The sequence below is a fragment of the Flavobacterium sp. genome, from assembly GCF_040402955.1.
Lineage (GTDB): Bacteria > Bacteroidota > Bacteroidia > Flavobacteriales > Flavobacteriaceae > Flavobacterium.
Window position 1 is genome coordinate 21,856 of record NZ_JBBALQ010000014.1, and the last position, 19,531, is coordinate 41,386.

16 protein-coding genes are annotated in these 19,531 nt (G+C 30.7%); 6 read left to right on the plus strand and 10 right to left on the minus strand.

What is annotated here, in order from left to right:
* Window positions 1-43: 43 nt before the first annotated feature.
* The 4 genes from ABWP78_RS07095 to ABWP78_RS07110 all read right to left on the minus strand — a co-directional run bounded on the left by ABWP78_RS07095 (window position 44) and on the right by ABWP78_RS07110 (window position 6,682).
* Window positions 44-3,511 (minus strand): efflux RND transporter permease subunit, encoded by a 3,468-nt coding sequence (locus ABWP78_RS07095; RefSeq protein WP_353170072.1) that lies wholly within the window; start codon window positions 3,509-3,511, stop codon window positions 44-46.
* A gap of 80 nt (window positions 3,512-3,591) precedes the next feature.
* Window positions 3,592-4,719 (minus strand): efflux RND transporter periplasmic adaptor subunit, encoded by a 1,128-nt coding sequence (locus tag ABWP78_RS07100; RefSeq protein WP_353170073.1) that lies wholly within the window; start codon window positions 4,717-4,719, stop codon window positions 3,592-3,594.
* A gap of 18 nt (window positions 4,720-4,737) precedes the next feature.
* Window positions 4,738-6,075: a TolC family protein gene (locus tag ABWP78_RS07105; protein ID WP_353170074.1), complete on the minus strand. Its 1,338-nt coding sequence runs from the start codon at window positions 6,073-6,075 to the stop codon at window positions 4,738-4,740.
* Between the two features lie 10 nt (window positions 6,076-6,085).
* Window positions 6,086-6,682: a TetR/AcrR family transcriptional regulator gene (locus ABWP78_RS07110; RefSeq protein WP_353170075.1), complete on the minus strand. Its 597-nt coding sequence runs from the start codon at window positions 6,680-6,682 to the stop codon at window positions 6,086-6,088.
* 171 nt (window positions 6,683-6,853) lie between these two features.
* On the opposite strand from ABWP78_RS07110, the gene ABWP78_RS07115 reads away from it, so the two are divergent.
* Together ABWP78_RS07115 and ABWP78_RS07120 are read left to right on the plus strand one after the other, a co-directional pair.
* Window positions 6,854-7,828, plus strand: coding sequence for a polyprenyl synthetase family protein (locus tag ABWP78_RS07115; protein ID WP_353170076.1), 975 nt, complete (start codon window positions 6,854-6,856; stop codon window positions 7,826-7,828).
* A 78-nt stretch (window positions 7,829-7,906) separates the two neighbouring features.
* Complete coding sequence (locus tag ABWP78_RS07120; protein WP_353170077.1) at window positions 7,907-8,257, plus strand: hypothetical protein; 351 nt, start codon at window positions 7,907-7,909, stop codon at window positions 8,255-8,257.
* On the opposite strand, the gene ABWP78_RS07125 is transcribed toward ABWP78_RS07120, so the two are convergent.
* The 6 genes from ABWP78_RS07125 to ABWP78_RS07150 form a co-directional block, all read right to left on the minus strand.
* A complete protein-coding gene (locus ABWP78_RS07125) occupies window positions 8,241-10,889 on the minus strand; it encodes a TonB-dependent receptor (RefSeq protein WP_353170078.1) in 2,649 nt (882 codons plus the stop codon). The genes ABWP78_RS07120 and ABWP78_RS07125 overlap by 17 nt on opposite strands.
* Window positions 10,890-10,976: 87 nt before the next feature.
* A complete protein-coding gene (locus tag ABWP78_RS07130) occupies window positions 10,977-11,693 on the minus strand; it encodes a GLPGLI family protein (protein ID WP_353170079.1) in 717 nt (238 codons plus the stop codon).
* 6 nt (window positions 11,694-11,699) lie between these two features.
* Window positions 11,700-12,443: a GLPGLI family protein gene (locus ABWP78_RS07135; protein ID WP_353170080.1), complete on the minus strand. Its 744-nt coding sequence runs from the start codon at window positions 12,441-12,443 to the stop codon at window positions 11,700-11,702.
* Between the two features lie 56 nt (window positions 12,444-12,499).
* Window positions 12,500-12,760 carry a hypothetical protein gene (locus ABWP78_RS07140; protein ID WP_353170081.1) on the minus strand — a complete coding sequence of 87 codons (261 nt, stop codon included), beginning with the start codon at window positions 12,758-12,760 and terminating at the stop codon, window positions 12,500-12,502.
* A gap of 85 nt (window positions 12,761-12,845) precedes the next feature.
* Window positions 12,846-14,171 (minus strand): alkaline phosphatase D family protein, encoded by a 1,326-nt coding sequence (locus ABWP78_RS07145; protein ID WP_353170082.1) that lies wholly within the window; start codon window positions 14,169-14,171, stop codon window positions 12,846-12,848.
* A gap of 59 nt (window positions 14,172-14,230) precedes the next feature.
* Window positions 14,231-14,791: a hypothetical protein gene (locus ABWP78_RS07150; protein WP_353170083.1), complete on the minus strand. Its 561-nt coding sequence runs from the start codon at window positions 14,789-14,791 to the stop codon at window positions 14,231-14,233.
* A 119-nt stretch (window positions 14,792-14,910) separates the two neighbouring features.
* Here ABWP78_RS07150 and ABWP78_RS07155 point away from each other — a divergent pair, with 119 nt between their 5' ends.
* The 4 genes from ABWP78_RS07155 to sucB all read left to right on the plus strand — a co-directional run.
* Window positions 14,911-17,679, plus strand: a complete 2,769-nt coding sequence (locus ABWP78_RS07155) for a 2-oxoglutarate dehydrogenase E1 component (protein WP_353170084.1) — start codon at window positions 14,911-14,913, stop codon at window positions 17,677-17,679.
* A gap of 19 nt (window positions 17,680-17,698) precedes the next feature.
* Window positions 17,699-18,001 carry a nucleotidyltransferase family protein gene (locus ABWP78_RS07160; RefSeq protein WP_353170085.1) on the plus strand — a complete coding sequence of 101 codons (303 nt, stop codon included), beginning with the start codon at window positions 17,699-17,701 and terminating at the stop codon, window positions 17,999-18,001.
* On the plus strand, window positions 17,988-18,341 hold the full coding sequence (locus tag ABWP78_RS07165; protein ID WP_353170086.1) for a HepT-like ribonuclease domain-containing protein: 354 nt from the start codon (window positions 17,988-17,990) through the stop codon (window positions 18,339-18,341). The genes ABWP78_RS07160 and ABWP78_RS07165 overlap by 14 nt, the downstream gene beginning before the upstream one ends.
* Before the next feature lie 54 nt (window positions 18,342-18,395).
* On the plus strand, window positions 18,396-19,531 hold a 1,136-nt coding region (sucB, locus tag ABWP78_RS07170; protein WP_353170087.1), incomplete at its 3' end, for a dihydrolipoyllysine-residue succinyltransferase.

Below are 19,531 nucleotides of genomic sequence, written 5' to 3' on the forward strand. Positions count from 1 at the left end.
ATAAAAAAAGGGGTCTAAATTTAGACCCCTTTTTAATTTGTAATTAATCCATTTTGTCGTTTACTTTTCTATCTCGTAACCAATATTTCACTCTTTTTACCAAATAGAACATCACTGGAACCATAACTAGTGTCAAAACAGTAGCATAGGTTAATCCGAAGATGATTGTCCAAGCCAATGGCGCCCAGAATATCACATTGTCGCCACCCATATAAAGATGCGGATTCAAATCAGTAACCAAACCAAAGAAATCGAAGTTTAAACCAATTGCTAATGGAATTAATCCTAAAATTGCTGTTAAGGCCGTTAGTAAAACTGGTCTCAAACGGGATTTACCTGAAACAATAATCACTTCTTTAATTTCAGCAATGGTCAAATCGTCATGTGAACTGAGTTTCTTTGTGGCTACTTTTTCGTCTAATAGTAATACAAAGAAATCCATTAATACGATTCCGTTTTTAACTACAATTCCTGATAAGGCAATAATTCCCATCATCGTCATAAGGATTACAAAATCCATACTACAGAAAATGTATCCATAAAAAACACCTGAGAAACTCAATAAAACCGTGAACATAATTCCTACTGTTTTTGAAATGGAATTAAACTGCAAAACAATAATAATCGTGATACTTGCCAATGCTAAAAGTAGTGCGCCAAATAAGAAACTAGAATCTTTTTTCTGTTGTTCTTGCTCACCCGAAAACGAATAGGTAATGTCATCTGCCATTTTATAATTGGCTGTTTTTAAATCCGTTTCGATTTGTTTGGTAATTCCGTCGCCATTTGCACCTGTCAACACATTGGAATAAATCGTAATAACACGTTTAGAATCTTTACGTTTTATTTGATTAAATGTATATTTTTTCTCGGTTGTAGAAATGGCAGAAATTGGAACTTGAATAATTTGTCCGTTATTCTGATTACGGAAAGTTACCGGTTGATTAAACAACACACTTTCGTTTTTGCGCTGGTCTTCCTGTAAACGCATCGTAATATCATAATCGTCTTTTCCTTCTTTGTATTTCGAGATTTCTTGACCATAAATAGCGCGACGCATCGTGAAACCAACTTGTCCAGTTGTTGCGCCCAAACTTCCCACACCCACTCTGTCAATTTTCATTTCTAGTTCTGGCGATTCTTTGTTAACATCAATATTCAATTTTTCGATTCCAGGAATATTTTTAGAATTGATAAAAGTGATTACTTTATCGGCTTCAACTAACATTTGATCGTAGTTTGTTCCTGATAATTGCAAACTAATAGGATAGCCCGATGGCGGCCCTGCAGCATCTTTTTCAACAGTGATTTTGGCACCAGCAATATTTTTTACTTTGGCACGAATTTCTTCTAAAACGTCATTGGTATCAATTCCTCTTCGCAAGTTGAATTCAACAAAGTTTACAGTCACTTTTCCTTTATAAGGGGTTTCAGATTGGTTACCAACATCAACGTTTGGATTTCCTGCGCCCATTCCCACTTGAGAGACAATACTTTCCGCTAAGAAATTTTCGTTGGTATTTTTGTCGACATATTTCTTCAGCACTTCAATTACTTGTTTTTCGACAAATAAAGTAGCTTTATTGGTTTTAGAAATATCTGTTCCTTGTGGATATTCAATATAAACAATGTTTTGTTTGGGTACATTATTAGGGAAAAATAATACTTCTCTTGGGAAAATTCCAAGCAACACAAAAGAGAAAAACAGTAAAAACACAATTACTCCTAGCGAAATCACGGCACGTTTTCCGGTTAAAATTTTACTTAAGAAAACTTGGTACTTTTTTTCTAAACTTGGAAAAAAACTATGTTGGAAATCTTGTGTCCATTGGTATAATTTAATGTAATATAACCACATTAATCCCAATGAAATCAATAATAAATGACCAATCGCTCGCATCCAAGTTGTGTCAGAAATATAACCCGGAACCAAAAATAATAGCCCCGAAGCTAAGAAAATAATAGAATATTTTTTAATCGCAATTTTAGAAATATTTTTGTCTTCAATATCCATAAATCCGCCGGTCATGGCTGCATTAATAACCATTGCCACAAACAAAGATGCTCCTAAGACGCACGATAAAGTTATCGGGAAGTAGACCATAAATTTTCCAACGGTTCCAGGCCATAACGCTAAGGGTATAAACGCTGCAAGCGTTGTTGCTGTTGACGAAATTACGGGCCAAGCGATTTCACCAATGCCAATTTTAGAGGCTTCAATTCGTCCCATTCCTTTTCGCATATTGGCAAAAACGTTGTCGACCACCACAATTCCATCATCGACGAGTAGTCCTAGTCCCATTACTAATCCGAACAAAACCATGGTATTTAATGTAAATCCAAAGGCTGATAAAATTGCAAACGCCATCAACATCGAAAGCGGAATTGCCGCTCCAACAAAGAGTGAATTTCGCAATCCCATTGTAAACATCAAAACAATCATTACCAAAATAATTCCGAAAATAATATGATTTGATAATTCGTTTACCTGATGTTTTACATTGTCCGATTGATCATTAGTCATTTTCAGACTCAAATCTTTTGGCAATACCTTATCTTGTGCTGTTTTTACAATTTCTTTGACTTGGTCGATTGCCGAAATCATATTTTGTCCTGAACGTTTTTTCACATTCAACATGACCACCTCTTGCCCAGATTCGCGAGCATAAGTTGTTTTTTCTTTTTCTTTAAAACTTACTACGGCAATATCTTTTAAGTAAACGGTACCTCCAAATGATTTAACAATAATATTATTGAGCTGTTCTGGATTCGAAATTTCACCAACAATTCGGATATTATTTCTGGATCCTTGTGATATTATCTTACCGCCCGAAAGCGTCATATTCTCATATTTTACTGCGTTCTGAATATCATCAAAACTGACTTTTGCAGCACTCATTTTGAAAACATCGATAGCAATTTCTACTTCTTTGTCATCTACACCAAGAATATCTACTTTTTTGACTTCGGGAACGTTTTCTATTTCGTCTTGCAAATACTCGCCAAATTTTTTCAGTTGTTGGGTGGTATAATTTCCTTGCAAGTTGATGTTTAAAATGGGTACTTCTTCTGAAATATTAATGTTGAAAACATTGGGTTCAACTTTGCTTCCATTGTCCAAATTAGGCCAATCCGTTTTGGCTTTCGATTGGTCGGCTTTGTCTTTTATTAAAACTTTTGCTTCTTCAATCGAAATTTTTTGATCAAATTCAACGATAATCATCCCGTAATCTTGAAACGAACTAGAAGTAACTTTTTCAACTCCAGAAATATTTTTAAATTGATCTTCTAAAGGTTTTATGACTAATTTTTCTACATCCTCCGCAGAATTCCCTGGAAAAATCGATGATACAAATATTTTGTTTTCTAATATTTCAGGGAAATCTTCTCTTGGCATATTGATGTATGCTAAAGTTCCCATGACGACAATGATGAGTGTCAATATATAAACCGTAATGCGGTTGTCGACAGCCCAGCTTGATATTCCGAATTCTTTATTTTTATGTGACATATTTTTAGTTTCAGGTTTCAAATTTCAGATTTAAGCGTTTTGAGAACAACTTGAAACCTTAAACTTAAAACAATTATATTTTAGAAATTAAGTTTTGTTCCTTCGGCAATTGTATTCAAACCTTCAGCCACAATAACATCCGATGTGCTTAAACCCGATAGTATTTCAGTAACATTTTCTGAAGATTGACCCGTTTTCACGATTACTTTTTTGGCAATTCCTGTTTTTCCATTTGAATTGGTCACGATGTAAACAAATTTATTTTTTTGTCCATCTTCTTGAATGACATTCGTAGGAACAACTATGGCATTTTTGCTGCTATAATCAGTAATTTTAAGACTAACCACCTGATTTGGGCGCAACAAATTATCTGGGTTAGGTACGCTTACTTCTATTCCAAAACTTCTATTGGTTGGATTGATAAAACTGCCTACCTGGCGCACTTTACCTTTATAGGTTTTTCCTAATGATGTTAAGAAAACATCTACGATAGTTCCAACTTTTAACTTCCCAATATAGGTTTCTGGAACGGATGTAGAAACATACATATTTGATAAATTTACAATACGCATTAATCCTTGTGGGCTAGGAGCAACTACTTGTCCTCTTTCTACAAAAACTTCATCGATAGTTCCAGAAAATGGTGCACGAATTACGGTCTTTGCTACTTGAGCTCGCATTTGTGCTACTGATTTTTGTGCTGAAATCATTTGAGCTTGCGCTTGTAAAAACTGAATTTCAGAACCAATTTTTTTATCCCATAGGTTTTTTTGTCTTTCAAAAGTGGTTTTAGCCAACGCATATTGATTTTCAATACTGGCTAATTGCTGACTCATTCCGGCATCATCTACTTTACCAAGAATTTGACCTTTTGCAACACGTTGTCCAGCTTTTACATTTAAAGTAGTTAAAGTGCCACTAAATTCCGGTTGTACTAAAATATTTTCTTTCGTATTTACATTTCCTTGCACTTCTAAATAGTGATTAAAAACAGTGTCTTTAACTGTTACTACCGAAACTAATGCTTCAGATTCTGGGGTTTTATTACCATTTACTAATGCCGCATCAATTTTTTCTAATTCTGCTTGAATGGTTGCTTTTCTGTTTTTTAATTCGGTAATGTTTTTATCTTTAATTAAATCATCTGTTGATTTTTCTCCACAAGCTATCAGTAATAAACTGGTAGCAATAAGTACTACTTTTTTCATATCTAAGTTCATTTATTTTTAATTTACTAATTTTTCTAAAGTTGCTTTTTTATTTATGATTTCTAACATAGCTTGTAATGCTTCTTGTTGTGCCGTATATAATTGTTTTTGAGCTTCAGCAAAATCAAAACTTGACGACAAACCTTCTTTGAATTTTATTTGTTGTTTGGTTTCAATACGTTCTGCTAATTTTAAATTGGCCTGAGCGTTGTTGTATTGATTAATACTATATTCATAATCGCTTTTAGCTTTTTGATATTGTAATTTTAATTTTTGTTCCGTTTCTGTAAGTTGCGTTCTGGATTTTTCTAAATCAATTTTGGCTTGTTGAACACGAGAATTTCTTCCACCACTACTAAAAATCGGCACATTTAATCCCACACCAACATTTGAAAAATTACTCCATTTTTGACTTGCATTCATAAATGAAAATTCATTTGAAAAGGCATTGTATCCAAAGTTAACTTGTGCGCCTAACGATGGTAAACCTTTACTTTTTTCTAATTTTACCATAAGTTGTTTGCTTTCTTCAACATTTTTACCAATTTTATAATCGATATTTTCGGTTACATTAAATTCAGAAATTAAAAGTTGTAAATCGATATTATTTTGAGTTAAATTACTTAATTTCTCTGTTAATACTATGTCGTCATCTAAATTAATTCCAAGCAATAATTTTACCATATTTAAGGCAATAACTCTTTGTTTAGTTACATTTTCTAAAGCGTTGTTTACAGAATTTAATGTAATTTGAAGTTGTTCAATTGTTTCTTCCTCAATTAATCCGTTTTTATAAATTTCTTTTGTATCGGATAAAATTTTCTCTAAAACCGTCTTGTTTTTATTGATAATCAAAATACTTTCATCTGCTAAAAGCACATTTCCATAAGAATTAATTACAATTTCTTTAATTTCTTGATTCGTTTTTTCTTTGGCGTTTTCAGAAATTTTCAAATACGTTTTAACCGATTGCAAACCTACTATATACGAACCATCGAAAATAAGTTGACTTAATGTTAAATTTCCGATTGCAACATGTTTCGTACCAAAAGCCAATAACATAATCTCATTTGGATTTGCCATAGGATTAAAGGCATTTGCCGCAGCTCCTTGCTTAGTAAACTCAAACGTGTTTTGATAATTTACAGAACCATTTAATTGTGGTAATCCCATTGTAGTGGTTTCCCATTTTTTTTGCTTGGCAAGTTCTAAATCTCTGTTAGCGTTTATTATGCTGTAATTATTCTTTTGGGCTTGTTCAATAGCTTGTTTCAGCGTAAAACTTGCAGTTTCTGTTTGCGAAAAAACTTGAATGGTACTCAAAAGAAACAGGAATACTGTTTTTTTAATCTTCATTGTTTTAAATTTAATTATTTATTATCTGTAATTGTTTTTCTAATTCGATTATTCCTACTGATGTTGCCATAGCACGAGTGTGATATTCTAATGCTTTGTGTTCTAAATTGTTTGCATCTCTCTCTAAGGCGGTATTCTCGCTAATGCTAAATATTAAGGTGTAATAAAATTTTACATAATTTTCTACATCAATATTTTCTCGGTACAAACCTTCGGAAATCCCTTTAAAAATATTATCTCGAAAACAACCTTCACATATTTCAATTTGATAGCCAACTACTTTTTGATATACTTCTGGATAGTGTCTTTTTAATTGATATACTGGAGAAGTTTCGCTATATTTAAACATTTCTTTAAACATTCTACGAATTTGAAAATTTTCTTCAATAGCGTTGAAGTTTTTAGCAACAATTGTATCAATAGTTTCTCGAACCTCTTTGTGAACCAATTGTGTGCTTTCCTCAATTAACAATTCTTTATTTGAAAAATATTTATAAATTGTTTTTTTTGAAATACACATATCAGAGGCAATATCATCCATAGTGATGCTCTTGAAACCTAATTTCAAAAACATTTCTTTTGCTCTTATGATAATTTTTTCCCTCATTTAAATGTTCTTTCTAGAACTTAATTGCATACAAAAATTAATTTCGATTACAAAAGTACAACGGAAACTTATAAAACTAAAATAGTTTCCATAATCTTCACACAAATTTAACATTGAAAATGTAACTTAATTGTGTAATTATTAGCTTAAATTAGCCAAAAAATTACTAGTATGCTTTCATTATCAGAATATCAGAATGTTATTTCGGAAGAGTTTAAAAATATTCATATTTATAAACAACCGAAAAACTTATATGAACCAATCGATTATATTTTATCAGTTGGCGGAAAAAGAATTCGTCCTGTTTTAACATTAATGGCGTCTGATATTTTTGATGGAGATTATAAAAAAGCCATTTCTGCGGCCAAAGCCATTGAAGTATTTCATAATTTTTCATTAGTGCATGATGATATTATGGACGATGCGCCTTTAAGACGAGGTCACGAAACCGTTCATGAAAAATGGAACATTAATACTGGGATTTTATCGGGTGATGCCATGTTAATTTTAGCCTATCAGTATTTTGAAGTTTACGATCCAATAATATTTCAGAAATTAGCAAAAATATTTAGCAAAACCGCCTTAGAAGTTTGCGAAGGACAACAATATGACGTAGATTTTGAAACGCGCGACGATGTTACCATTCCTGAATATTTAAAAATGATTGAATTTAAAACGGCTGTTTTATTAGGAGCAGCTATGAAAATGGGCGCAATTGTAGCTGAAGCTTCAGAAGAAAACGCCGATTTAATTTATAATTTTGGATTAAATTTAGGCATCGCATTTCAATTACAAGACGATTATTTAGATGCGTTTGGAAACCCAGAAACCTTTGGAAAACAAGTAGGTGGCGATATTATCGAAAACAAAAAAACCTATTTATATTTAAAAGCAATGGCATTTTCGTCAGAAGAAAACAAACAGCAATTATTACATTTATTTTCTATACAGCCTAATGATAGTTCGGATAAAATTGAATCCGTAAAAACAATTTTTACAACTTCTGGCGCAAGTAAAGCCACACAAGAAGCCATAGCTAACTACACTGAAATGGCATTTGAAACGCTAGCCAAAATGAATATTTCTGAAGACAAAAAAGTGTTTTTGAGATTGTTTGGTGAAAAATTAATGAACAGAAAGGTATAAAATTCCAATATAAAAATCTCAAATTCCAAATTTGGTTTGAGAAATTTTGGAATTTGGAATTTAAAAAATTGGAATTTTATGTATTTACCACCAACATCGATAGATTCATTAATTGAAGCCGCCGAAGAACAAAATTTGTATTTTAAATTAATTGAACAAACCAATAAAGATTTTGTTTTAGCAAATGAAAATATTGATATTCCGTTGGATATTTTCCCGTTTGAATTAAAGCTATTAATTCAGGAGAAAATTATAAAATTAATCAATTACAAATTCGCAGAATATTTAAATTTACTATACATTATTGATGTTTCCGAAGATGAAATTAAAAAGTTGGACGGTTCAGATGTTTTTAAATTATCCGAAGATGTTACGTTTTTAATTTTAAAACGCGAATGGCAAAAAGTGTGGTTTAGAAACCGAATGTAATTTTGAACATTATATATCGTTCAATAAGGTTTTGTGAACTAATTGTGGTTGAGTAATCAGAAACACTTGAAGTTTGAAATATTTTATTATTAGTTAAATTTTTTGATAGTAATGAATAAGACACTTTTTTATTTTTAGGCTGGTAGTTTATTTCAGACTCTAAAAAAAAATAGGTGTTGTTGTCTTGTAAATTTGGTGTCAACAAATTACCAACAATTGATGCGTTAAATTGATTATTAGTTTTATAAATTATTTTAGTTTGGTTGTTTAAACTTTGAAAGTTATTTTTAATATTTTCTTTTTCAATTATGGAATTGTTATTTAAAAATGAAACTTTATTTTCAAAAACAAAATTTTCTTTAAGTTTTCTTCGTCCAACAAAATTTATAAATAAAGTTTCATTTCTAATCTCTCTAGTCTGTGAATTATTTAATATGTTATTATCAAAAGATACGTTTACATTAGAGTTTAGCTGAAAAGTAGTTCGCAATGGATGAAAATACTTTTCTCCAGAAATGTTTAAACCATAATCTTTATTGCTAACATTTGCATAAAATCTATTGCTAACCGTTATGTTTTGATTAATTATTGTATTGTAAAAATAGTTGTTTGGACGATAATTATGGCTTAAACCTATGTTGAATTGAGTTAAGTTAAAGAAATCATTATGACTAAAGTTTAAGTTATATGAATGTGTTTTTAAGTTTTCTAGTGAAAAATTATTTGAAACAAAACCTCTGTAACTTGTTTGAACTATGCCTGAAAACATATTGTCTTCCTCTGGTAAAATTTGATTGAAAACATAATTAAAAGATACTGATTTTTTTTTAGTGAATTTATAAACCGCATAAAATTTTGGTGTTATAAATAGATTACTTTTGTTTTCAGTTACGTTTATATCTTTTAAAATAATGTTATTGTAAGTTGCATTTGCACCTATTTTTATGGCATATTTTTTTTCATTAAACACTAAAACAGGATTTAAATTAAAATTATCTATTTTGTAATTTGTTTTGTTTTCAAAAGCAATACCTAAACTTTGGTTTGTATTATTTAATAAAATTGATTGTAAAGAATTTTCTATCCTAAAAAGACTAGAATGTATACCGTATTTGAATTTGTTTTTACTTATATAATAGGACAAATTAATGTTAAAAAAGTCTTTAATAAATTCACTATTTTGTTTACTTGCAATTAAGTTATTTGAGTTGACAATAATAGTACCTGGTGAAGTCAAAAGCGATTGAGGGCTTTTACTTTTAGCATAGATTATGGAAGAAATTAAAGCTTTATTTTCAGAAATTTTATATGTTGAATTTAATTGCTGATTGATAGTATAGCTATCAGATTTTACAATATTGTTTTGAACAACAGTATTATTTGAACTAAAATCATTAAAATCTACTGTGCTGTAATTAAATTTACTTATAAATTCCCAATGAAAATTTAGTTTTTCCTTATTTGCAAAAAGAAGTTTAAAATCGTATAAATCAGGTTTTTTAGATAACGTGTTTATTTCGTTAATTTGAAAATTTGTGGTGTTTGAAAAAACAGTAGTATTACTTTGATTAAATTGCTGCAATTTATCTGTATAATAACCTAAATTTAATTTTAAGTTGGAGTTTTTATACATTTTATTTAAAGAATTTAAACTGGTGTAAAAGTTATTATTTATCCTATGAAAACTATTATCTAAAGTAGAATAAAAACTTCCTTCATTTATTAATGTTGGTGCAACGGAGTTTCTGTTTTTAAGATTTTCTAAAGATATTATTTCAGAATCAAAATCGTAAGGTGAAGTATTTTGCCCAATATTATTGTAAGATGCTATACCAAAACCTTTCATTTTTTTATTTACAAGAACACCAGAAAGATTACCATAATAGCGATTATTTGTTCCGTAACCTAATGTTGTGTTTGCAGATAAATCTGTTTTCCCTTTTTTGAGAACTATATTTAAAGCTACGTCTTCTGAATCTCGAATTCCTTTAAGCAAACTGTTTTCGTCAAAATTTTCTAAACCTTGTACTTTTTCTATCATATCTACGCTTATGTTTTTACTACCAATTGTGTAATTAGCATCAAACAAATCATCACCATCAAGTAACATTTTTTTTATCGCTTTGCCTTTAAATTTTATTTCACCATTATTCTCAACAGTAATACCAGGTAATTTTTTTAGTAAATCTTCAATAACTTTTTCTGTTCCATCTTTAAAACTATTTGGATTATAAGTTGTAGTGTCATTTTTTACTGTAATTGGCATTTTCTTTACAATTAAAACTTCTTCAATTGTATTTATTTTTTTATTCAACTTAAAGTTAAGTTCAAGTTCGTTATTAACAAAGTCTGTTTTTTTGATGAGTTTGGCTTCAGATAAATGAGGAAAAGAAGTTACCTCAACATATAATGAATCAGAATTATCTTTTAACAAAATACTATATAAACCATTTTCATTAGTTTTAGTATATTGTTTTATGATGTTTTTATTCTTAATAAGAATATTAGCAAAAGGAACAGCCCCAATTGAATCAGTAACAGTTCCTTTTATGGTTTGTGAAAATGAGCTAGAAAGAAATAATAAAAAATAAAAAACAAGAAGTAATTTATAGTTTTGTTTATGTAAATTCATAAAATAATTAAATAAAACAAACTCCACTAAAAGCGGAGTTTGTTAATGGGTTTTAATACTAAAAGTTGTGAAAACAATTACAAAATTTTACTTTTCCTTTAACAGATAAAGTTCTACACCCCTATTTGGCACAACATAAGTTGTATATTCGTCTGGTTTGTAATTTATCATTTTATAAAAATATTTTTCGTACATAATTTTGAATTCTTCCCAAGTAATAAACTTTTTTTCTAAATATGGATTATAAATTTTTTCACTGCTTTTTGCTACTGAAATTGCCGAATAACGAACGTAACCATCTAAAGAAACTACTTCTAGCACCAAACCTGGTAAATTATCAAAGCGATCAGGACCATTTTGAATAGGGATTTGTGAGGTAAAATAAACTTTATAATCCCTTCCTCTATAAGAGCCTGTTGCTTCTTGACACTCGTAATCTAAAATTACTTTTTTATTGTCATTAATTTTCCAATTTATTGCATATTCAGCATCTTTCAAATAATTCTCTTTAAATAAGGTACGAGTATAATATGTAGATTCAGTTATGTTTTTATAATTAGAAAGACTGTAATTAGTTGCTGTTTGTTCGTGCGTAATATCTGTATTAGGTATAACTAATAAAGTATCAATATTCTTTCCATAACAATTACTTTCAACTGAATTAGTTATAAGTTTTAGTTTAGAAAATCCAAATACACCATATGCATCTTTATTGTCTGTAATAGAAAAATTATATACTACTTCAAAGTTTTGACTAAAATTGAAAATTGGAATAAAAAAAAGTAAGTAAAATATTTTTTTCATGTTTAATTAATCTAGTATAAAATATTCTCTAAAACCTATACTCATTGGTCTAGTTTCACCATTTTCGTTTATAATTTTATAAAGAGATTCTTCGTATTTTTTTTTATATATTGCTTTAAATTCGCTAAAACTTATTTTTTCCGTTTTCTCATAAATATTGGAAAGAGCTATTTTTTTATTTCCAATTTTAATTTTTTCAGCTTTAATTTCAAACGATGCAATCTTGTCATCTGAATTAACCTCTAATATTAAACCAGGCAAACCTGTTAACTTCCATGGTCCGTCATTAACAGGTATTTCATTAGTAAAAAACACCACAAAATCCCTTCCTTTGTACTTACAAGTTGCTTTTTGACATTGATAATCCAAAATTACTTTTGTCTCTTTTTCAATTTTCCATTCAATACTGTCTAAAACATCTATTACATTGAATTCATTAAATTTTATTTGATCTTGATAATAAACCTTTTTTCCAATAAAATCTTTAAAATAAATAGGGTTTTTATTTAATGAAATAATTTCTTTATCATCAACAATGCCTTCATCGTTTTTTTTAATAACAATATTCTTTTTTAATTCAAAATCTTCTTCATAAACAGAACTAAATTTATTTCCATACAAATAACATTTTATATTAGTTGTAATATTGTAAACATTTGCTTTTTGAACCATATTATATGTTATATCATAGCTTTGACATAATGATAATGTAGAAAAAAACAATAATATAATTGTTAACTTTTTTTTCATTTTATAAATTTAGAAGGCTGCCAATTAAATACAGCCTTTGTGATTTTTTTCTAATTTTAAATTGCTTTAAGTGCTTTTTTTGCAGCTGGGTTTCTATCTAATAACTTATCCTTAGCTATTTGGCAATTATCACCTGTTGTAATGAATCCGCAAACAGTTTCACTGTCAACTGGAACTCCATTGTAAGTTAATGTTGCAGTACAACATTCAGAATTTTTTAAAGATTCTTTTTCATTGTTTTTGTCAACCTTAATTTCATTTGCAAAACTTCCAAATGTAATCATTGACAAACCTAATACTAAAAATGATTTTTTCATAAATTAAATTTTTAATTGTTAAGTAACAAACGTATAAAAAAATTAGGGGGGGGGTAAAATATTTTTTGTTTAATTTTTGTTAAATTTACTCCAGCTCTTTCTTTAAAATTGTTTTATTCCACAATTCTTTTCCTTCTTTATCAAATAATGTTAATTTCATTTGACGGGTTTCTTTTTCTCCAGAAAACGATAAAGTTCCAAAAACATGTTGTGCAAATAAGCTGCCTTCCACTCTGTTTTTATTTTCTTCTTTAGCAATTTTTTCAACGTTTCCATGTCCAGAAGTTAATGGAGAAACCGTCCAATCATATAAAGAATACGCGTCAGATCTTTTCAACATTGATAATTCTGTAAAATGTCTGTCGCCAGAAATAAAAGTTACACCTTTAATTTTATTCGCTGTAATTTCATTTAACAACGCTTCTTTTTCTGTTTTATAATTTTCATAATTTTCATAAACAGCTGCCGAACTTAATACTTGTCCGCCAATTACGATAATTTTAAAACTGGCTTTTGATGATACTAATGCATCAATTAACCATTCTATTTGCGTTTTTCCTAAAAGTACCTTGTCGCCAGTTAATCTGTCGTTTGGCGATTTAAAAAAACGATTGTCTAACAAAAATACTTCTGCATCGCCCCAATTAAAACAAGAATAAATACCTTCGTTTTGATTTGGACTCATCCCATACGATTTATTTGCCCAAAAATCTTTAAACGCTTGTTGGGTTGCATATTTATTATAAAAACCTCTATCGCTATCGTTTGGTCCAAAATCATGATCGTCCCAAATGGCAAAATTTTGAGTTTTAGCTAAAAGCGCTTGCGTTTCTTTTATCTTTCTTGAATAGGTGTAGCGATGTTGAATTCCTGTTTTACTATCCCAATCTGCTTCACGCAAGTAAATATAATCGCCGCCCCAAATCATAATATCTGGATTTTTTTTAGCAATACTTTCAAAAATGGAATAATTAGAACCATAAGGTTTTCCTGGTCTGTCTAAAGCTTCTTCGCTTATATAAGAACAACTTCCTAAAGCAATAGTAAAATCGGGTGCTTTTTCGCGAAATTGCCATAATTTTTTAGAAGAAAAAGACGTTTCATAAGGCAAAATTATTTTTTTGTTATCCAAATAAACCTCATAATTATATTTCTTTCCTGGCTGAAGTTTGTCTAAAACTATATGACAAGTAAATGCATTGTCTTTAATTGTAATGTGCTTTTCGCTTTTAAAAACTTCTGTAACTTTATCTAAAGAATAATAAGAAACATAAACCGTAGCCGACTTTTCTGTTTGAAGCCAAATAACGGCTTCTTTCATTTCACAATAACCCACCATAGGGCCAGATTGTAATTTATTTTGAGAAAAAAATGTAATGGAATACAGTAAAAAGGCAAGGATAAATCTCATAATTTTTTTTTGTAAAAATAGGAAAATAGATTAGATTTTATGTTAAGATAGTATTACTTTTAAAACATTACTCTAACAAATGGAAGCCAAGATTGCCCATAAATATTATTTTGGTTGGCATGAAGCAAATTAAATCTGACCCCAAAAGTTACATTTTGTTGTCGATACCCAGCTCCAACAAAAACAGCTGTGTTCCAAAATGAATCATTGCGACTATTCACTGCGTCAAATTTTCTATTTATAAGTAATTGTTCTATTTCTGCAGAAAGCTGAACTTCTTCTATAGGGTGAAATAAACCAATTACACTTCCACCAAAAATAGTAGATTTAAAACCTGTAGCATTGTAATTTGATGGATTCGATTCTTGAGCAACATAACTTCCTGAAATTCCAACACCAACGCTTACTGTTTTATTTACGTTGTAATAACCAGTTGGAGATAAAGAAAAATTTGAATATCCGTTGCCAAAAGCCAGCCCTAAACCTCCGCCAAATTGCACTTTTTGCCAAAAAACAGATTTTGTTTTAGGAATGCTGTCTTGCTGAGAAAACAGGTGTGCGGAATTGAGAAAAATTAGTGTGTAAAAAAATGTATCTAGCAACTTTCTCTTAACTTTCATTATATTTATGATTTATTTGTTAATTTGAACATAAAAGTATAAATTTCTTTGAACATTTAGCGTAAAAGTTTATACTTTTGCATAAAATTTTTTAACCAAATCGTCATTAAGACCGAATTATGGATAGGTTTTCCTTTTTAAACGCAGCACATACTGCATTTTTTGCAGATTTATACGACCAATATTTACAAAATCCTGACAGTGTAGAACCAAGTTGGAGAAGTTTTTTCCAAGGTTTCGATTTTGCTAATGAATTTTCTAATCCGGGTGAGCAAATTGCGCATACTGCAAACGGAACTGTTTCTGGAGGCAATTCCGAACAACTTCAAAAAGAATTTAATGTTCTTAAATTAATTGATGGGTACAGAACACGTGGCCATTTATTTACCAAAACCAATCCTGTTAGAGACAGAAGAACCTATTCTCCAACTTTAGCTTTAGAAAATTTTGGATTGTCTCAAGCTGATTTAACAACCGTTTTTGATGCCGCAAAAATGGTACACATGCAGCCAAGTAGTTTGGCAGATATTATCAAGCATTTAGAAAGTGTGTATTGTTCTTCAATTGGTGTGGAATTTATGTACATCCGAGAGCCAGAAGTACAAGATTGGATAAAAAACAGATTAGACATCAACGACAATCAGCCAAATTTCTCAGCTGATCAAAAGAAAAATATATTAAAAAAATTAAACGAAGCGGTTTCGTTTGAAACCTTCTTACATACAAAATATGTAGGTCAAAAACGTTTCTCTTTAGAAGGTTGTGAAGCTACAATTCCTGCTTTAGACGCGCTTATTGTAGCTGCTGCAGAAAAAGGAGTAGAACAATTTGTTATGGGAATGGCACACCGAGGTCGTTTGAATGTTTTAGCCAATATTTTTGGTAAAGACACGCAAAATATTTTCTCAGAATTTGACGGAAAAGACTACGATGATGACAAGTATTTTGATGGTGATGTAAAATACCATTTAGGATTAACATCAGACCGAGTTACAGATTCAGGAAAAAAAATAAACTTAAATTTAGCACCAAACCCATCTCATTTGGAAACTGTTGGTGCTGTAATTGAGGGAATTACAAGAGCCAAACAAGACCGCTATTTTGCTGATGATTTTTCAAAAGTTTTACCAATTGCCGTTCACGGTGATGCTGCTGTAGCTGGTCAAGGTATTGTGTATGAAATTATACAAATGGCAAAATTAGACGGTTATAAAACAGGTGGGACAATCCATTTAGTAATTAATAACCAAGTTGGATTTACTACAAATTATTTAGATGCTCGTTCTTCCACATATTGTACAGATGTTGCAAAAGTAACCCTATCGCCGGTATTACACGTCAATGCAGATGATGCAGAAGCAGTAGTTCACGCGATGTTATTCGCTTTAGATTACCGAATGGAATTTGGAAGCGATGTATTTATCGATTTATTAGGATATAGAAAATACGGTCATAATGAAGGTGATGAACCTCGTTTTACACAACCAAAATTATACAAAGCTATTTCAAAACATAAAAATCCTCGTGATATTTATGCAGAAAAATTAATAACTGAAGGTGTAATTGATGCTAATTATGTAAAAAAGTTAGAGGAAACTTACAAATCAGATTTAGATGAAAATTTAGAAGAATCTCGTAAGAAAAGCCTAACTGTAATTACACCATTTATGCAGAATGAATGGAAGGGTTTTGAACAAGTTTCAGATGGTGTAATGTTATCGAAATTTGATACGAAATTTGATAAAAAGCAATTAACGGATATTGCTTCTACAATTACAGAACTGCCTTCAGACAAAAAATTCATTAGCAAAATCACAAAATTAATTGGCGACAGAAAAGCAATGTTTTTCGAAAAAGACCAATTAGATTGGGCAATGGGAGAATTATTAGCGTATGGTTCTTTAATTAGTGAAGGTTACGATGTTCGTATTTCTGGACAAGACGTAGAGCGTGGAACGTTTTCGCACCGTCACGCCGTAATTAAAGTAGAAGAGTCGGAAGAAGAAGTTGTTTTATTAAACAACATAAATAATAAAAAAGGAAACTTTTATATATACAATTCGCACCTTTCAGAATATGGTGTGGTTGGTTTTGAATATGGTTATGCATTAGCGTCGCCCAACACATTAACCATTTGGGAAGCACAATTTGGAGATTTTTCTAACGGAGCGCAAATTATGATTGACCAGTACATTTCTGCAGGGGAAGACAAGTGGAACAACCAAAACGGATTGGTTTTCTTATTGCCTCATGGGTATGAAAATCAAGGTGCGGAACACTCTTCTGCTCGTATGGAACGTTATTTACAAATGTGTGCCAAACACAATATGTACATTGCAGACGTTACGACTCCAGCCAATTTCTTCCACTTGATGAGAAGACAAATGAAAACGAAATTCCGTAAACCATTAATTGTTTTTACTCCAAAAAGTTTATTGCGTCACCCATTAGCTGTTTCTACAGCAGAAGAATTAGCAAACGGACAATTCCAAGAAATACTTGACGACCCTAATGTTAAAGATAAAAAAGCAATTAAATCTTTAGTTTTCTGTACAGGAAAAGTATATTACGATATTATCGCCAAGCGAGAAGAATTAGAAAGAAAGGATGTAGCCGTAATTCGTTTTGAACAATTATTTCCATTAGCAACTGATCAAATTAAAGCGATTATCGATTCGTATCCAAATGTAGATGATTATGTTTGGGCACAAGAAGAACCAAAAAACATGGGAGCTTACGGATTTATGTTAATGAATTTTGATTTAGTAAAATTACGTTTAGCCTCGCCAAAAGCATATAGTGCGCCAGCAGCAGGAAGTTACGAACGTTCTAAAAAACGTCAGGCGAATGCCATTGCTATGGTTTTTGATAAAAATTTATTTCAATAAAAAGTTGTAATTTTGTTAAATGATAACCAAACAAGAGATAATTCAGACCATTCAGGATAACAAAGAAACTATTAAAAGTTTCGGTGTTACCGAAATTGGTTTGTTTGGTTCGTATGTAAGAAATGAGCAAACGGAAACAAGTGATATTGACATTTTAATTGATTATGACGTTGATAAAATATCATACATAAAATATTTTAACGCTTGCGAATTTATTGAAACATTATTTAACGAGAATAAAATAGATTTTGTTACAAAAAACGGATTAAGTAAATATATTGGTCCACATATTTTAAAAGAAGTAAATTATGTCAAAATCTGATGAATTAGAATTTATTGGTCATATTTACGAAGAATTAAAATTTGTAATACAAGTAACAAATTCAGTAAGTTTTGATTCGTTTATTAATGATGAAATTTTAAAAAGAGCTGTTGTAAGAGCCTTAGAAATTGTAGGTGAAGCAACAAAAAATTTGAGTTTAGATTTCCGTTTAAAATACAATCAAGTTCCTTGGAAATCTATGGCTGGAATGAGAGATAAATTAATTCACGATTATATGGGTGTTGATTATAATTTGGTTTTTAAAACAGCCAAAGAAAATGTGCCAGAATTATTGGATTTAATTGAATTAATAATTACAAAAAACAACAAAATAGAATAACTGTTTTAAGCTTTTAAACCTTAAACCTTTTAAACTTTTAAACTAAAAAAGAATATGATTTTAGAAATGAAAGTCCCATCACCGGGAGAATCTATCACCGAAGTTGAAATTGCAACTTGGTTAGTAAAAGACGGAGATTACGTTGAAAAAGATCAAGCTATTGCTGAAGTAGATTCAGACAAAGCTACGTTAGAATTACCTGCAGAAGCAAGCGGAATTATTACGCTTAAAGCGGAAGAAGGTGACGCTGTAGCTGTAGGGCAAGTAGTTTGTCATATTGACACAGCTGCTAGCCCCCCAACCCCCAAAGGGGGAGCAGACGCTCAAAATATAGAAATTAAAAAAGAAGAAATAATAACAACTCCAGTTGCTGATTCAACTCCCCCGTTGGGTGCTGGGGGACCAACTTATGCTACAGGAGCACCATCTCCAGCAGCTAAAAAAATATTAGACGAAAAAAACATCAGCCCTTCTGACATTGTTGGAACAGGAAAAGGTGGAAGAATTACTACAGAAGATGCAGCTAACGCTATTCCAGCAATGGGAACACCAACCGGTGGTTCTCGTGGAACGGAAAGAATAAAACTTTCTATGTTACGTAGAAAAGTAGCAGAGCGTTTGGTTGCAGCTAAAAACGAAACGGCGATGTTAACTACTTTTAACGAAGTAAATATGACGCCAATTAACACCATCAGAAACCAATATAAAGACGAATTTAAGGCGAAACACAATGGTCTTGGATTAGGTTATATGTCGTTCTTTACTAAAGCGGTTACAAGAGCCTTGCAATTGTATCCAGATGTAAATTCGATGATGGATGGTGACCATAAAGTGGCTTTTGATTTTGCAGATATTTCAATTGCAGTTTCTGGACCAAAAGGATTAATGGTTCCTGTAGTTAGAAATGCAGAATTATTAACGTTCCGTGGTGTAGAAGCAGAAATTAAACGTTTAGCATTACGTGCAAGAGACGGACAAATTACAGTTGACGATATGACAGGTGGCACCTTCACAATTACAAATGGTGGGGTTTTTGGAAGTATGTTGTCTACACCAATTATCAATCCACCTCAATCTGGAATTTTAGGAATGCACAATATTATTGAGCGTCCAATTGCCGTAAACGGTAAAGTGGAAATTCACCCAATGATGTATGTGGCTTTATCTTATGACCACAGAATTATTGACGG

What these genes read in the sequence shown, in the direction of transcription:
- ABWP78_RS07095 (WP_353170072.1), bottom strand. Translation starts at nt 3,511, where the DNA reads ATGTCACATAAAAATAAAGAATTCGGAATATCAAGCTGGGCTGTCGAC.
- ABWP78_RS07100 (WP_353170073.1), bottom strand. Translation starts at nt 4,719, where the DNA reads ATGAAAAAAGTAGTACTTATTGCTACCAGTTTATTACTGATAGCTTGT.
- ABWP78_RS07105 (WP_353170074.1), bottom strand. Translation starts at nt 6,075, where the DNA reads ATGAAGATTAAAAAAACAGTATTCCTGTTTCTTTTGAGTACCATTCAA.
- ABWP78_RS07110 (WP_353170075.1), bottom strand. Translation starts at nt 6,682, where the DNA reads ATGAGGGAAAAAATTATCATAAGAGCAAAAGAAATGTTTTTGAAATTA.
- ABWP78_RS07115 (WP_353170076.1), top strand. Translation starts at nt 6,854, where the DNA reads ATGCTTTCATTATCAGAATATCAGAATGTTATTTCGGAAGAGTTTAAA.
- ABWP78_RS07120 (WP_353170077.1), top strand. Translation starts at nt 7,907, where the DNA reads ATGTATTTACCACCAACATCGATAGATTCATTAATTGAAGCCGCCGAA.
- ABWP78_RS07125 (WP_353170078.1), bottom strand. Translation starts at nt 10,889, where the DNA reads ATGAATTTACATAAACAAAACTATAAATTACTTCTTGTTTTTTATTTT.
- ABWP78_RS07130 (WP_353170079.1), bottom strand. Translation starts at nt 11,693, where the DNA reads ATGAAAAAAATATTTTACTTACTTTTTTTTATTCCAATTTTCAATTTT.
- ABWP78_RS07135 (WP_353170080.1), bottom strand. Translation starts at nt 12,443, where the DNA reads ATGAAAAAAAAGTTAACAATTATATTATTGTTTTTTTCTACATTATCA.
- ABWP78_RS07140 (WP_353170081.1), bottom strand. Translation starts at nt 12,760, where the DNA reads ATGAAAAAATCATTTTTAGTATTAGGTTTGTCAATGATTACATTTGGA.
- ABWP78_RS07145 (WP_353170082.1), bottom strand. Translation starts at nt 14,171, where the DNA reads ATGAGATTTATCCTTGCCTTTTTACTGTATTCCATTACATTTTTTTCT.
- ABWP78_RS07150 (WP_353170083.1), bottom strand. Translation starts at nt 14,791, where the DNA reads ATGAAAGTTAAGAGAAAGTTGCTAGATACATTTTTTTACACACTAATT.
- ABWP78_RS07155 (WP_353170084.1), top strand. Translation starts at nt 14,911, where the DNA reads ATGGATAGGTTTTCCTTTTTAAACGCAGCACATACTGCATTTTTTGCA.
- ABWP78_RS07160 (WP_353170085.1), top strand. Translation starts at nt 17,699, where the DNA reads ATGATAACCAAACAAGAGATAATTCAGACCATTCAGGATAACAAAGAA.
- ABWP78_RS07165 (WP_353170086.1), top strand. Translation starts at nt 17,988, where the DNA reads ATGTCAAAATCTGATGAATTAGAATTTATTGGTCATATTTACGAAGAA.